Raw genomic sequence first — 14,915 nt, forward strand, 5'->3', positions numbered from 1 at the left:
TTTACAGGGCCTTGCTATGCAGTCTTTTTCAAACCTATGTAGACCATTGTCACCAGAATTTTTAGTATCAAATAATGAGCCAGTTCGTGTTGGTTTAGTGGTGCTAGCAACGGACATGGTGCTTGAAGTGGAGTGGCGCGAACTGTTTGCCGGGTTACCGATAGAAATTTTAGTGGCTCGCATAGCCTGTGCAGCTGAAGTCACGCCAGAAGCGTTGTTAACAATGGCGCAACAGATAGGCCACTGCGCTAGCCTGATCCTGCCGGACGTGACCCTAGATGCAATCGCTTACGGGTGTACTTCTGGAAGCTTAGTTATTGGCGAAGAGAGAGTGCGCGAATTGCTGCAACAAGGTAATACGCAACAAATCACCAGTAACCCATTTAGTGCTGTGAAAGCTGCGTTAGCATACATTCAAGCCAAAGATGTAGTGATATTGTCGCCTTATTTAGCTTCAGTAAATATGCCGTTTTATGAGGCATTAACCGATGCAGGTTATAATATTACTGGCTGGGGTAGCCTTGATCTAACGCTTGATCGAGACATTGGTTCTATGAACCCCGATCATTTGCCAGTTCTGATTGATGGGCTGCTTGATGGGATCGAAGCCGTGCCCGATGCCGTGTTTATTTCTTGCACCAACTTTAAAGCCGTGGCCAAACTACACGAACTAGAACAGCGCTATGGTTGTTATTTTATGTCTAGCAACCAAGTTATGGCTTGGCACCTTTTACACCAGCTTGATATTACGCTACCTAAGGCCAACGTTGGACGTTTATTGGGTGCTATGTAAACACTAAACCTTGGCACAGGGCCGCAACCAAACACTGGTGTCATGAAATACAGCACCACCATCAGGTAATCCAGGTTCTGCGCTGGTGAGGGCGTTGATACCTACATTGCCAGAAAATGCTTTATTGGGCCAAACTGACTCGCAGACTAATATACCTTGTTGCAATCCATCAAATTCCTTAACTGGTAAAATAAGCTGTCCCCGATCATTACCAATTTCAACAAGATCTCCGTTCTTTACACCTAAGGCTAAGCAATCCTTAGGATGCACCATGAGATCTGGCTGTTTCTCCAACCTCAGCGAAGACGGAGTCTCGGTGAAGCTAGTGTTTAAAAAATGACGCGCTGGTGCGGTCACTAAGCGCCATCGTTGCTTAACCGTAGTGGGGTCAGTAATAGCAACATGATCAGGTAATGAGGACGCATGAATCTTTCCTAATAAAAGCTCATCCCAGCCATTGTGAAAGTGGAATCTGCCGTCACTGTGCCCAAAACCGTTCAGGTAATGGGCGTCATCAAAGGGTAATGCACAGTCCACCCAGTTTTGCTGCCATAAGGTTTGCCAACTAATTGACCCACCTTGCGCCACACAGTCTTGCATGAGCTCTATAGCAGACATGTCAAAACCTCTATGCCGGCTGCCTAAACGTTGGCCCAATTCATTAATGACCGATAAATTACTCCGACACTCGCCAGGTGGTTCAATAACCTTACGACTTATTTGAAGGTGGGTATGGCCGCCGCCTAAATAGATGTCATCATGTTCTAAGAACATGGTGGCGGGAAGTACTAAGTCTGCCATGGCAGCAGTTTCAGTCATAAATTGTTCATGCACGCAAATGAACAAATCATCACGTTCAAACCCTTGGCGCACCAAATTTGATTCAGGTGCGACCGCCATAGGGTTAGTGTTTTGAATAAACAGCCCTTTAACTGGGGGTTTTCCCTGAAGGTCTCTTTTATCATTGGTGAGCACTGGCCCGATGCGCGATTGGTCTAGTTGACGAGTGGTTTCATCGATGCAGTCCAAAGCTTTTATGAGGTTTAAATCCACAGCATACATAGCGCTATTACTATAAAGTGCTCCGCCACCGAGGTGTTTCCATGCCCCTGTGACTGCTGGCAAACACGTAACCGCATGCATATTAAAAGCACCGTTGCGGCTACGACTAAAGCCATACCCTAATCGAATAAAGGCTTGGGGATGATTGCCATACCATTGGGCGAAGGTTTCAATTTCTTCTTCCTTTAACCCTGTGATTTCTGATGCCCATGCTGGAGTTCTATGTTTTAAATGACTTTCAAGACCATTTGGATCGTCTGTAAATTGATTTAGATAATCCCAATCGGCGTGTCCGTCTCTAAATAGACAGTGCATGATTGCGCAAGCTAAAGCACCATCAGTACCCGGTTTGAGCATAAGGTGTAAATCAGCTTTTTGTGCCGTTGCGGTGCGGTAAGGATCCACAACTACTAACTTAGCATTATTTTTATTGCGAGCTTTATTAATGTGATTCATAACATTAATTTGAGTGTGAACTGGGTTACCACCCCAAACGATAATAAGTGATGAATACTGCATTTCCCGTGGATCAATGCCACGTTTAAGGCCGGTGCCTGCAATGTATCCTGCGTCAGCCAAGGTGGTGCAAATGGTAGACTTCTGGCGAGAGTAGCCCAAAGTGTTGCTAAGCCGGTCGATAGAATCCCTTTGTACTAAACCCATGGTGCCAGCATAGTGGTATGGCCAAATTGCCTCAGCGCCATATTTACTGCTAATGGCGGTAAGTTTATCAACCATTAAGTCCATTGCTTTATCCCAGCTAATAGGCTCAAACGCTTCAATGCCTATGCCTTTAGCCCCAATGCGGCGCAACGGTTGGGTTAGGCGCTGTGGATGGTGGATGCGGTCTTTATAACGAGCTACCTTGGCGCAAATCACGCCATCCGTATAGGTTTGGCTCTTGCTACCATAGACACCACCAATGGTATGGCTGTCTATACGCTCAACTTCTAAGGCGCAAACACTTGGGCAATCGTGGGGACAGGTGGCCGCTATTCTTTGCATGTTCTTTTGGGCGTCGTTTATTGTTGCTTCTGAGTGTACAATATTTCTCACTTATAGCCACCAAGGATTGGACTACTTTGCGATCTATTACCGAATTAGCTGATTTTCGTGAACCACTGCTAATGGCTCAAAATACAGGCCATCGTTTAATGTTGGTGTTGGCTATGGCAGAAGAACGAGGTATAACGCAGGCACAGCAGCTGACTCACTTAGGTTCCTCGGGTTTGTGGGTGGATGTGCAAGAAATTGATCCAGCTGAGTTGATTGACCACCAACACATCACTGCAGCTCAAGCTAGTCAGTACCTAGGCACGTCTAACCAATATGTGATTTATAACGCTTACAGGGGGTTTAACGCCAGCGCTTTTTGTGCCCTTAGCGGCACCATTATGGCGGGTGGAGTGTTAATTTTATTGACCCCACCCACGTCCCAATGGCACAAAAATTTTGATTCTCAACTGCAAGCCTATGGGCAGTCAGCAAGCGACGCCCATTCGTATTTTATCCAATGGTGGCAGCAACAATGGCAACACCATCGGGCAGTGTTTGTGTTGCATGACACTTGGTGTGAAAATCAACAACAAGTAAAAACCACCAGATGGCAGTCCTTACCCAATCTACTTAAAATCTCTAAGCAGCTGGAGCCTACTAGGCAACAACAAAGCCTCATAACGCAATTAGTGACGGTGTATAATCAGCAATCGGCTATGCTAGTTACCATTGACGCACACAGGGGTCGGGGCAAATCTACTTGTTTGGGATGGCTGATTAAATTCATTGGCAAAGATCCTAAGCATGGGCCTATTGTAGTCACCGCACCAAGTAAACGCGCCCTTGGCCCTATGGTACAGACTGCTGCTCCGCAAATAGTAAATTTTTACGCCTTAGACGCACTGTTGCATTTACGTCCAAAAGCAGGTTTGGTGATTGTTGATGAAGCAGCGGCTATACCTTTGCCACAACTCATAAAACTTATTAACCATTACGATGTGGTGGTTTTATCGTCCACTCAAGACGGCTACGAGGGGAGTGGTCAAGGCTACCGATTAAAGCTACCCCGTATTATTAGCTCCCTAGGACGAACCAATAAGGCAATGACCCTAACAGAACCTATGCGCTGGCAGGCCAATGATCCATTAGAAGAGTTTATTCGCAGTAGCTTTTTATGTGATGTTAAGATGCCCAGTACTGTCCAAGGATTCCTTTCTGACTCTGAACCACCACTTACCTACACCCAGCTGACGGGAGAAACACTGGCCGAAAACAATGATTTGTTACGGCAGGTCTACCCATTGCTCATGTTGGCCCATTACCAGACCACACCCCAAGACTTAAGGTTACTATTGGATCACCCTCAGCATAAAATTCACTTATGTCATGTTGGCGATCACCTCGTGGGCTTAGCTTGGGTGGCTGAAGAGGGAAACTTAGACGCCGCTTTAGCCCAAGACATTGCCCTTGGTAAACGCCGTATCAAAGGCCACCTATTGGCGCAAATCTTGGCCCAACAAGCGGGTTTTACAGTGGCCTGTGAAATGCGCAGTTGGCGAATTCAGCGTCTTGTGGTATTGCCTGGGTTACAGGGTAAGGGCTTTGGTTCAGCACTTCTAAAGCAAATTTATGGTTTAGCAGAAGATGCACAGGTCGATTTTATCGGCGCGAGCTTTTCTGCAAGTGCCGATACGCTGCGTTTTTGGCGGGCCAACAACTTCCTTCCTGCATGGTTGGGTTTACGTGCAGATGCGGCTACTGGCTTCAATAGTGTGCAAGTAATGCGACCGATTAGCTTGGGGGCTAAAGAGTTAATAGGACCTCTGACGTGTCACTTGCGAGATTATTTAAACTTTGGCAAGGGTATGTGGTTTGCATCCGTAGATGATGAAACTTGGCAAGATATATATTCGGCGTGCTCACAAGCTGCAATTACAGCACTTAATGCTCAGCACCAGCAACGCTTGTTAACTTTGCTGGCAAAAGGGCAAGCAGGATTTAGCGGGCCATTGTACTTATTATATCAACAATTGCACGACGAGAAGGACAAACAAATGGTTAAAAATGCAGCACAAAATAATACCCACAAAGGTTTACAACGAAGTGTTAGGCATCTGGCACTGGCACTGTCACTATTAGAATTACCTTCTAACCAATGATGCGCAGCACAATATGTATAAACTGGGTATACTCCAGCATTGTCAATTTGTCTGATTATTCATGAGCACAGTTAAACTTACCCAATATAGCCACGGCGCCGGTTGTGGCTGTAAAATTTCACCCCAAGTACTCGATAAGATGTTGCAATCGCAGTTGCCTAAGTTCTCCCACCCCAACCTAATTGTGGGCAATGAAAGTCGTGATGATGCTGCGGTTTTTGATTTGGGTGATGGCTCAGGGATTATCAGTACCACTGATTTCTTTATGCCTATTGTTGATGATCCGTTCGATTTTGGCCGTGTTGCCGCCACTAACGCCATCAGCGATGTGTATGCTATGGGCGGTCAGCCGTTAATGGCCATTGCTATCTTAGGTTGGCCGGTAGATAAACTGGCCCCAGAAATAGCTGCTATGGTTATAGACGGCGCACGAGCTGTGTGTGCTAAGGCCAACATTTGCCTTGCTGGTGGTCACAGTATAGATGCCCCAGAACCTATATTTGGCTTAGCTGTGACAGGAAGGGTGGCACTAGAACACTTACAGCGCAATGACCAAGCCCAGGCAGGTGACCGGTTAATGCTCACTAAACCCTTGGGTGTAGGCATTTTAACCACGGCTGAAAAGCGGGGTATATTGCGAGCAAAGGATGTTAACTTGGCCCGTGACAACATGGTTAAGCTTAACGACTTAGGGACAAAGTTGGCTCCCTTAGCGGGCGTTCATGCCATGACGGACGTTACCGGTTTTGGACTCATGGGCCATTTAGTAGAAGTATGTGAGGGTAGTCAGTTACAGGCCCACGTTGAATTTGACAAAATTCCTCTATTAACGGATCTACGGCACTACTTAAACCATGGTTGTGTGCCAGGGGGAAGTGGCAGAAATTTTGACAGCTATGGCCATAAACTTGGACCTCTTAGTGAAGACCAATTAAATATTCTTTGTGACCCACAAACAAGTGGTGGTTTGTTAGTAGCTGTGGCCGAAGATCAAGTCGCCGCAGCGGAAGCCATTTGCCATGCTGAAGCACAGGACTGTGTGTGGATTGGACACTTATCTTCTCCAAAAGCCACACAAAAACACTGGATTGATGTGCTATAACATGCCTGCTAAAGCCATGAATAAACAGATGCCTAGCCCAATTAAGGCTGCTCAATTTGATGATTTATTGTTACAGCAACGGCCCATGTTTGATGTCCGAGCACCGATAGAATTTGATAAGGGTGCGTTTCCAAACGTTATTAATTTGCCCCTAATGACTGATGATGAGCGTCAACAAATAGGTACCTGTTATAATGAGCAGGGCCAAGATGCTGCTATCTCGTTAGGTCACCAATTAGTTAACGGTGCCACTAAAAATAGACGTGTTGAACAATGGTACGCTTTTGCCAGTGAACACCCAGATGCAGTGTTATATTGCTTTCGTGGTGGCCTGCGGTCTAAAGTTAGCCAGCAGTGGTTGGCAGAAGCTGGTATTGCTATTCCTTTCGTGGAGGGTGGTTATAAGGCGCTTCGCACCCATCTGATAGAGCGTTTAGATCATCTGGTGGAAGAAGTTCCTGCATTTGTGCTCAGTGGCCGCACCGGCACTGGTAAGACCGAGATATTGCCGCAGTTTGATCGAACCATTGACTTAGAAGGCATTGCCAAGCACCGCGGATCTAGTTTTGGTAAATACATCGAAGAACAGCCCAGCCAAATTAATTTTGAAAATAATTTAGCTATTGCTTTAATGCAACTAAAGCAAACTTCTAGTGAAGCCGTTATTTACGAAGATGAAAGTCGTCTGGTAGGTTGTCGTTTACTACCACTAAGCCTTCAAGCTAAACTAAAATCGTCCCCTATAATGGTATTGAAAGATGACTTTGACGCCCGCGTAGAACGTATTTTTGGTGAGTACATAGTTAACGCCATCGCCGCCTGGGAACAACAACTAGTGGACCCAACAGAGGCATTTTTAGCTTTTGGTGATAGTCTGTTACAAAGTATATACCGAATTCGTAAACGTTTGGGTAGTGAAGCCCATATTCATCTTGTTAAACTACTTGAAAAGGCTTTACATCAACAATCTAATCAACTTGATTTAAACTACCATAAACATTGGATTACCTATTTACTCAACCATTATTATGACCCAATGTACGACTACCAACTTTCCCTTAAACAGGGTCGCGTGGTTATGCAGGGCACCTCAAGTGAACTTGTCACTTGGTACAAAACCAACAACATGTCACATACTTAGTCTACTTTAAGGACACCTTATATCATGAAATCAAGAGCCGCTGTTGCCTTAGCCAAAGGCCAACCTTTAACCATTGCAGATATTAACGTAGAAGGCCCAAAAGCTGGTGAAGTGCTGGTGCGTATGGTCGCTACTGGCGTATGCCATACAGATGCATTTACCTTGTCTGGTGCTGACCCAGAAGGTATCTTTCCATCTGTACTGGGTCATGAAGGCGGTGGTGTAGTAGAAGAAATAGGTGCAGGCGTCACTAGTGTTGACGTAGGTGATCACGTAATTCCCCTTTACACACCAGAATGTGGCCAGTGTAAATTTTGTTTGTCGGGTAAAACCAACCTTTGTCAAGCCATTCGTAGCACCCAGGGTAAAGGCTTAATGCCCGACGGCAGTAGCCGCTTTTCGTTAGATGGTGAACCCTTGTTCCACTACATGGGCACATCTACCTTTTCTGAGTACACGGTTGTTCCGGAAATTGCCCTAGCAAAGATTAGTAAAGCGGCACCGTTAGATAAGGTATGTTTGTTAGGCTGTGGCATTACCACAGGTATTGGAGCAGTACTCAACACTGCTAAAGTACAGCCGGGTGATTCCGTAGCCGTATTTGGCATGGGTGGTATTGGTTTGAGCGTGGTACAGGGTGCGGTAATGGCCGGTGCTGGCCGTATCATTGTTATAGACATTAACGAAGACAAATTTGAAATGGCAAAAATGTTGGGTGCCACAGACTGTATTAACCCTAAAAGCTATTCAGACCCTATTCAGGACGTCATCGTAGAGCTAACAGACGGCGGCGTAGATTTCTCCTTTGAATGTATTGGCAATGTAGACGTCATGCGTTCAGCCCTAGAGTGTTGTCACAAAGGCTGGGGCGAGTCAGTAATTATCGGTGTAGCTGGAGCAGGCCAAGAAATTAGCACCCGACCATTCCAGTTAGTAACAGGGCGAGTCTGGCGTGGCACCGCTTTTGGTGGTGTAAAAGGTCGCACTCAATTGCCTGATTACGTAGAGCGTTACATGGCTGGCGAGATCAAAATTGACCCAATGGTGACACATACCATGGGCCTAGAGGATATCAACAGAGCCTTTGATCTAATGCACAGCGGCGAAAGCATTCGCTCTGTCATCATCTTTTAGGAAATTTCTGTCATGTCTCTAAATCAGCTTTCAGAAGTCAAGGTCAGTGGCGGGCATTTGTTGCGGGTAGAACACCTATCTGCAGCATGCCAAGGCAGCATGACCTTCGCTATATTTTTACCACCTCAAGCACAGCAGGGTACTCAATTGAGTAAGGTCCCAGCACTATATTGGTTATCAGGACTCACCTGCAACGACGAGAACTTCAGTCAAAAGGCTGGTGCGTTTGCCCTAGCTGCAGAATTGGGCATGGCTATTATTATGCCCGATACTAGCCCGCGTGGCGCTGGCATTGAAGGTGAAGACGATGCTTATGATCTAGGTACAGGTGCAGGCTTTTACGTTGATGCCACTCAAGCACCTTGGTCAAAAGCCTACAATATGTACAGCTATGTCACAGAAGAGCTACCGAACATTATTCAAAGCAACTATGCAGTGAATGATCAAGCTGCTATTAGTGGTCACTCCATGGGAGGCCACGGTGCGTTAATTTGCGCTTTAAAGAACCCAGGTAAATACGCCTCAGTATCTGCTTTTGCGCCGATTACCTCGCCATCACAGTGTCCCTGGGGACAAAAGGGCCTTACAGCCTATTTGGGCAGCGATGAGGCCACTTGGGCCCCATGGGATACTAACCAGTTGGTACAAAAAAACCATACTGCAGGTATAACGCCACAAGCTTTGTTAATTGACCAAGGTACTAGTGACCCGTTTTATGTTGACCAACTGATGCCAAAGTTATTCAATGAAACCTGTGAACGTTTGCAATATCCCATAGACTACCGCGAACGTGAAGGTTACGACCATAGCTATTACTACATTAGTAGTTTTATTGAAGAGCACCTTCTTTACCATGCCGCATACCTTGGCTTAACGGCATAAATGATGATAGCAAAAAAGCGTCACACCCGTCATGGTCATATGGCCCGAGTCTCCAAACTAGCCCTAGGTGATAATGCTTTACCTGTACGATTTATGTACAAAACTATACCAGAACACAGCAATGACACAGGTTGGCGCTTGTTCACAGGTTATGAAACACCTGAATTCTTAGAAGAGTTCTCAAACCTAGAACCTTTCCCATTGGCACCCATGTGTGAAGCTGATTCAAGCTTAGATGCATTGTTAGACCACAACGCAGGCACCATATGGGAGAGGCCTCCAGATCAACCATGGCAACAAGTTCACGACTTCGAAATTCCTGTGGAAGAAGTGGATGTTGAAGTGAGTTAATGTTACTCAATACACTTCAATTTAATATACACGGTAGCTATCCCCTGGTAGTTTTACATGGGTTATTTGGCTCCCAAGACAACTGGCGTAGCCACGCTTTAACGTGGGCGCAAGATCGGCGTGTGATTACCATGGACCTGCGTAATCACGGCATGTCTGCCCATGATCCATTAATGGATTATGCTACCATGGCAAATGATGTATGCCAGAGTTTAGATAAGTTAGGCTTACAAAAAGTCGACCTGTTAGGCCATTCAATGGGTGGTAAAGTGGCGATGCAATTAGCCATTAATGACCCACAACGCATACGAAGTTTACTCGTTGCTGATATTGCTCCAGTTGCTTATGAGCCACGGCACCAAGCTATATTGGCGGGACTCAATAGCATTAGCCTAGTAACGTTAAAGTCCCGTAAACATGGGTTAGATTTACTTATGGCATACGAACCTGATGCGAGGGTATGTCAGTTTTTACTCAAAAGCCTCTATAAAAACCAAATAGGAAAGTTTGTTTTACGCTACAACCTCACAGCTATACAAGAGAACTACCAAGCCATAAGTGCAGCACCTATCTCGTCCGTAACATCCGCAGCACTGACAGGAGCGCCAGCTTATACCGGCCCAACACTGGTACTTAAGGGCGCAGACTCCCCCTACATCTTACCTCAACATAAGGCTGCGTTTGATGCTGTACTACCCAACACCCAGTTGAATGTCATGGCAGACTGCGGTCATTGGCTGCATGCCGAAAAACCAGAGCTGTTTTCCCGCTTGGTGTCACGATTTTTAGATAACCTCGTTTAGATTATGCGTATTTTATTACTATCAGCTTACGATGCACAAAGTCATAAATACTGGCGTGAAGCACTAGTAGACGAGTTCCCAGAGCATCACTGGACCCAGTTAGTATTGCCAGGGCGTTATTTTAGCTGGCGTATTCGTGGCAACAGTATGCAATGGGCTTTGGGTGCAAAAGCCACTTTAGACCAACCCTATGACCTTGTACTTGCTACATCAATGGTGGATTTGGCTTCTCTAAAGGGCTTTGTTGCTAACTTGGCGAACATACCATCTATTCTTTATTTTCATGAAAACCAATTTATTTACCCGGCAAACCAGTCCAATAAAACACGTCAATTAGACCCTAAAATGGTTACCTTGTATGGGGCTTTGAGCGCTGATAAGTTGGTCTTTAATAGTCAATACAACCAACAGAGTTTTATAGCTGGGGTCGATGAGTTACTTAACCAATTACCAGAAAAGATGCCAATAGACGTTGCTCAGTTGTTAGACAAAAAAAGTTCGGTGTTGCCAGTGCCTCTTAAAACCCTGTACCCTCTAGACCCGCGTAATCCCTCCAATATAGCCAACAACGGCAACACAGAACACCAGTCACTATGGCCTAAACGAGAGGGTAGATCATCCTTGAGGTTGATCTGGGCTGCACGGTGGGAATACGATAAAGGCCCACAACAACTTCAGGCCATACTACGTCAACTACGCAATAGGAACATAGATTTCAAACTGTGCCTTGTTGGACAACAGTTCCGCCAACAACCCATTGAATTTGAAGAAATAAAAAAAGAGTTCAGCACTTACCTTGTTCAGTTTGGTTATGTTGAATCTCGGCAGCAGTACCTCAACTGGTTGGCGGGAGGGGATATGATATTGTCTACAGCGCTACACGAGTTTCAAGGCATTTCTGTGTTAGAAGCTGTGCAGTTGGGTTGTATTCCTGTGTTGCCAAACCGTCTGGTTTACCCTGAAATGTTTGGTTTAGACTATCTCTATGAGTCTGCGCCTCAGGAACATAAAAAAGAATCCGTTGCAGCTGTTAACCTCATCCAAAAGATGGCACTCAAAATCGACCAGGACATTGCTTCCATCCCTTTTGTTGAGCATCTACTGTGGCCGAATATGAAGGAACAATATAAACATTTGTTAGATTTCAAAGCACCTAACAGACCTTAAACCTTTACACTGCAAAGCCTTATGTTTAGGTCTTCATTACAAGGGCATCTGTATTTAGCAACCATTTTTATTCCTGTAAATTGAGTTGTTATTTAACAAGTGCAGCTGTAAAACAAATCATAATGCTGCTCACAAACGGGTGGCGAAGCGTGTTAAAATACATTCAGTAGAACTATTGAATAACGTCACTGAGCCGAACTCAACATGACCCGTGCTAAAAAGAAAATGCCCGCCGTAGCTGGTGTGACTTTTAACCCTAATAAGAAGAAAACAACCGTCGCTAGAACATTTTCGCCTTCTAGTTATCAAACGCGTAAACAAAAAGGCTTAGCCACCAAAAAGAAACAAAAGTCAGTATTTCAGCAACACCAAGACGAGAGCTAACGTAATGGAACATATCACCACCTACATTGTCACCGTACTGCCAGATCAAGGGTGGAACCTATTGGCTTTGGTCTGGTTTTTGATTGCTGTGCGTGGTTATCAAGCATACGCCATCCGGGCCTCTAGGCGTAAAGACTCGTTAGCAGGGGTGTTGCATGCTTATCGCCAGCGTTGGATGGTGCGTATGATTGGCCGTGACATGCGCATGGCCGACATAGGCGCTGTGGCTAATTTAGAACGTTACGTTACTTTGTTCGCATCATCTAGCTTGCTGATTTTAGCTGGTTTAGTGACGTTAGTGGGTTACACTGAAGATGTGGTACACATCGGCCGAGGTATTCCATTTTTGCCACCTCAGTCACCTTTAGAGTGGCAGTTTAAGCTGTTCTTCCTCACCCTAATGTTCGTTTATGCCTTTTTTAAGTTCACATGGAGTCTTCGACAATACGGCTTTGCTTCGGTAATGATTTCCAGTGCACCTGTAGTATATGGTGATATCTCCGATAACAAAGACCTGATGGACCACGTGAATCGCTCGGCCAAGGTTCTATCTATGGCAGCGAACAACTTTAACTTTGGTCTACGTGCTTACTATTACAGTCTTGCAGTTTTGACTTGGTCTATACACCCTCTGGTGTTTATGGCGGTTACCTGTGTAGTGGTTTATATCCTCTACACTCGCGAGTTTAACTCAAGTTCACTTGCAGAGCTAAAGGGCAGTAACGACTCTAAGAATCGAAAAACCCTAGTAGATTACCACCTCATTTAGGTCAATACGCATAAAGCAGCCAATATAGCTTGAAATTATTCAAGCCACCCCCATCATTGACCCCGTAACCACTTTACTAGCGCTACCAGCGCAGCCCATGATTTACGGAGAAACAACGCCCCATGAGCACTGCTACTAAAACAGAGACTTTAGGTTTTCAAACAGAAGTTAAACAACTTTTACATTTGATGATTCACTCCTTGTACAGCAACAAGGAAATTTTCCTTCGCGAACTTATTTCTAACGCTTCAGATGCTGCAGACAAAATGCGTTTTGCTGCAGTTTCAGACGGTAGCCTGTATGGAGATGACAGTGAACTTGCTATCCATATTAAGTTTGACAAAGAAGCCAATACCTTAAGTATTAGTGACAATGGTATTGGTATGGATCGTGCCGATGTGATTGACCACTTGGGCACCATTGCCAAGTCTGGCACTTCTGAGTTCTTGCAGAACCTTACTGGTGATCAGCAAAAAGATTCACAGTTGATCGGTCAGTTTGGTGTAGGTTTTTACTCATCTTTCATCGTCGCCGATGAAGTGGAAGTAATTACCCGTAAAGCGGGTTCAAAAAAATCTGAAGGTGTCCTATGGCGCTCAAAAGGTGAGGGCGAATTTGATATCTCTAAAGTTAAAAAAACTGGGCGTGGTACAGAAATTATCCTGCACCTTAAAGCCGATGAAAAAGAATTTGCTGAAGGCTTTCGACTACGCAGTTTAGTGCGTAAGTACTCTGACCACATCTCTATCCCCGTAATCATGATGAAAGAACATTATGGTGAAGATGCAGACAAGCAAGAGCCTGAAGAAGAAACCGTAAACTCGGCCACAGCCCTTTGGACTAAGTCTCGCTCAGAAGTTAAAGACGAACAGTACCACGAGTTTTACAAGCACGTATCACATGACTTCCAAGAGCCTTTGACATGGGCCCATAACAAGGTAGAAGGTAAGCTTGAATATACTAGCCTGCTATACATACCAGCCAAAGCGCCTATGGACATGTGGCAGCGTGAAGCCACCAGGGGTTTAAAGCTTTACGTACAACGCGTATTTATTATGGATGAAGCTGAGCAGTTCTTGCCCATGTACCTACGTTTTATTAAAGGTATAGTAGACAGCAACGATTTGTCTCTTAACGTGTCCCGTGAAATCTTACAAAAAGACCCAGTCATCGACTCGATGCGCGCTGCATTAACCAAACGTGTGCTCGATGTGCTTGAAAAGATGTCGAAAAAGCAGCCTGAACAATACGCCACGTTCTGGAAAGAGTTTGGTCAGGTCATGAAAGAAGGTCCTGCAGAAGACCACAACAATAAAGAAAAAATTGCTAACTTGTTGCGTTTCTCTTCTAGCACCGATGACAAAACTGATCAAATTCATAGCTTGGCCGAATATAAAGGCCGTATGCAAGAAGGCCAAGACAAGATCTATTACGTGGTTGCTGATAACCACAACACTGCAAAGAACAGCCCACACTTAGAAATTTTCCGCAAAAAAGGCATCGAAGTTCTATTGCTGTCTGAGCGTGTAGACGAGTGGTTGATGTCGCACATGATGGACTTTGACGGTACCCCGTTACAAGACGTCGCCAAAGGCGCCTTAGATCTTGGCGAAGTAGAAGACGAAGCCGAAAAGAAAGAACAGGAAGAGCAAGCCAAGCAATACGAAGGCCTTGTTGAAAGGGTGAAAGGTTTGCTGGAAGAGCACGTAGAAAGCGTACGCATCACCCACCGTTTAACAGACTCCCCAGCCTGTTTGGTGGTTGGTGAAGATGACATGGGTCTACAAATGCGTCGTATCATGGAAGCTGCTGGCCAAGCAATGCCATCAACTAAGCCAACATTTGAACTCAATCCAGATCATCCATTAGTTGCCAAGCTAAACGATGAAGCTGATGAAGACCGGTTTAGTGAGTTAACTCGTGTTCTGTTTGACCAAGCCCAATTGGCAGAAGGCGGACAGTTAGAAGACCCCGCTGCTTATGTTTCACGCCTTAACAAATTGTTATTGGAACTTAGTGCCTAATTAGTACATCTGAACCATAAAAGCCTCCGTCTAGAATACTAGCCGGGGGCTTTTTTTATGGGTTCAATAATTGATGTAAACATTGTGATCCTCATTTGTGAGGTTTCTGATGTATATCTAGGGTGCGGGGTTATAGCCCAGACCTAGC

The 14,915-nt window shown here is 45.2% G+C and carries 13 protein-coding genes; 12 read left to right on the forward strand and 1 reads right to left on the reverse strand.

The features are described from left to right. The first annotated feature begins 16 nt into the window (after positions 1-16). Positions 17-793 carry a maleate cis-trans isomerase family protein gene (locus ABXT70_RS06845; RefSeq protein WP_443642427.1) on the forward strand — a complete coding sequence of 259 codons (777 nt, stop codon included), beginning with the start codon at positions 17-19 and terminating at the stop codon, positions 791-793. A gap of 3 nt (positions 794-796) precedes the next feature. Here the strand turns inward: ABXT70_RS06845 and ABXT70_RS06850 are convergent, their stop codons facing one another. Further along, entirely contained in the window at positions 797-2,911 is a 2,115-nt protein-coding gene (locus tag ABXT70_RS06850) for a molybdopterin oxidoreductase family protein (RefSeq protein ID WP_443642428.1), read from the reverse strand. Between the two features lie 26 nt (positions 2,912-2,937). On the opposite strand from ABXT70_RS06850, the gene ABXT70_RS06855 reads away from it, so the two are divergent. The 11 genes from ABXT70_RS06855 (at position 2,938) to htpG (ending at position 14,767) form a co-directional block, all read left to right on the forward strand. Further along, on the forward strand, positions 2,938-5,010 hold the full coding sequence (locus ABXT70_RS06855; protein WP_443642429.1) for a GNAT family N-acetyltransferase: 2,073 nt from the start codon (positions 2,938-2,940) through the stop codon (positions 5,008-5,010). Between the two features lie 61 nt (positions 5,011-5,071). After that, positions 5,072-6,112: a selenide, water dikinase SelD gene (gene selD / locus ABXT70_RS06860; RefSeq protein ID WP_443642430.1), complete on the forward strand. Its 1,041-nt coding sequence runs from the start codon at positions 5,072-5,074 to the stop codon at positions 6,110-6,112. Between the two features lies 1 nt (position 6,113). Beyond that, the gene (mnmH, locus tag ABXT70_RS06865; protein WP_443642431.1) at positions 6,114-7,253 is read left to right on the forward strand and encodes a tRNA 2-selenouridine(34) synthase MnmH; all 1,140 of its coding nucleotides are present in this window, start codon (positions 6,114-6,116) and stop codon (positions 7,251-7,253) included. Between the two features lie 24 nt (positions 7,254-7,277). Continuing rightward, positions 7,278-8,387, forward strand: coding sequence for an S-(hydroxymethyl)glutathione dehydrogenase/class III alcohol dehydrogenase (locus ABXT70_RS06870; RefSeq protein WP_443642432.1), 1,110 nt, complete (start codon positions 7,278-7,280; stop codon positions 8,385-8,387). A gap of 12 nt (positions 8,388-8,399) precedes the next feature. Further along, the gene (gene fghA / locus ABXT70_RS06875) at positions 8,400-9,269 is read left to right on the forward strand and encodes an S-formylglutathione hydrolase (protein WP_443642433.1); all 870 of its coding nucleotides are present in this window, start codon (positions 8,400-8,402) and stop codon (positions 9,267-9,269) included. Further along, positions 9,270-9,620, forward strand: a complete 351-nt coding sequence (locus tag ABXT70_RS06880; RefSeq protein WP_443642434.1) for an immunity protein Imm33 domain-containing protein — start codon at positions 9,270-9,272, stop codon at positions 9,618-9,620. Continuing rightward, positions 9,620-10,423 carry an alpha/beta fold hydrolase gene (locus ABXT70_RS06885; protein WP_443642435.1) on the forward strand — a complete coding sequence of 268 codons (804 nt, stop codon included), beginning with the start codon at positions 9,620-9,622 and terminating at the stop codon, positions 10,421-10,423. The genes ABXT70_RS06880 and ABXT70_RS06885 overlap by 1 nt, the downstream gene beginning before the upstream one ends. A gap of 3 nt (positions 10,424-10,426) precedes the next feature. Next, complete coding sequence (locus ABXT70_RS06890) at positions 10,427-11,590, forward strand: tRNA-queuosine alpha-mannosyltransferase domain-containing protein (RefSeq protein WP_443642436.1); 1,164 nt, start codon at positions 10,427-10,429, stop codon at positions 11,588-11,590. Positions 11,591-11,794: 204 nt separating this feature from the next. Then, the gene (locus ABXT70_RS06895) at positions 11,795-11,974 is read left to right on the forward strand and encodes a hypothetical protein (protein ID WP_443642437.1); all 180 of its coding nucleotides are present in this window, start codon (positions 11,795-11,797) and stop codon (positions 11,972-11,974) included. Between the two features lie 4 nt (positions 11,975-11,978). Further along, positions 11,979-12,743, forward strand: coding sequence for a DUF599 domain-containing protein (locus ABXT70_RS06900; RefSeq protein ID WP_443642438.1), 765 nt, complete (start codon positions 11,979-11,981; stop codon positions 12,741-12,743). Between the two features lie 122 nt (positions 12,744-12,865). Next, complete coding sequence (gene htpG / locus ABXT70_RS06905; RefSeq protein WP_443642439.1) at positions 12,866-14,767, forward strand: molecular chaperone HtpG; 1,902 nt, start codon at positions 12,866-12,868, stop codon at positions 14,765-14,767. Positions 14,768-14,915: the final 148 nt, after the last annotated feature.

Origin of the sequence: Candidatus Njordibacter sp. Uisw_039, from assembly GCF_047730075.1 — a bacterium.
In the GTDB taxonomy this organism is placed as follows: domain Bacteria; phylum Pseudomonadota; class Gammaproteobacteria; order Pseudomonadales; family Balneatricaceae; genus Njordibacter.

Bases quoted from the DNA above. Each gene is read 5' to 3' on its own strand.
- ABXT70_RS06845 (WP_443642427.1), top strand. From the start codon at position 17: ATGCAGTCTTTTTCAAACCTATGTAGACCATTGTCACCAGAATTTTTA.
- selD (WP_443642430.1), top strand. From the start codon at position 5,072: ATGAGCACAGTTAAACTTACCCAATATAGCCACGGCGCCGGTTGTGGC.
- mnmH (WP_443642431.1), top strand. From the start codon at position 6,114: ATGCCTGCTAAAGCCATGAATAAACAGATGCCTAGCCCAATTAAGGCT.
- ABXT70_RS06870 (WP_443642432.1), top strand. From the start codon at position 7,278: ATGAAATCAAGAGCCGCTGTTGCCTTAGCCAAAGGCCAACCTTTAACC.
- fghA (WP_443642433.1), top strand. From the start codon at position 8,400: ATGTCTCTAAATCAGCTTTCAGAAGTCAAGGTCAGTGGCGGGCATTTG.
- ABXT70_RS06880 (WP_443642434.1), top strand. From the start codon at position 9,270: ATGATGATAGCAAAAAAGCGTCACACCCGTCATGGTCATATGGCCCGA.
- ABXT70_RS06885 (WP_443642435.1), top strand. From the start codon at position 9,620: ATGTTACTCAATACACTTCAATTTAATATACACGGTAGCTATCCCCTG.
- ABXT70_RS06890 (WP_443642436.1), top strand. From the start codon at position 10,427: ATGCGTATTTTATTACTATCAGCTTACGATGCACAAAGTCATAAATAC.
- ABXT70_RS06895 (WP_443642437.1), top strand. From the start codon at position 11,795: ATGACCCGTGCTAAAAAGAAAATGCCCGCCGTAGCTGGTGTGACTTTT.
- ABXT70_RS06900 (WP_443642438.1), top strand. From the start codon at position 11,979: ATGGAACATATCACCACCTACATTGTCACCGTACTGCCAGATCAAGGG.
- htpG (WP_443642439.1), top strand. From the start codon at position 12,866: ATGAGCACTGCTACTAAAACAGAGACTTTAGGTTTTCAAACAGAAGTT.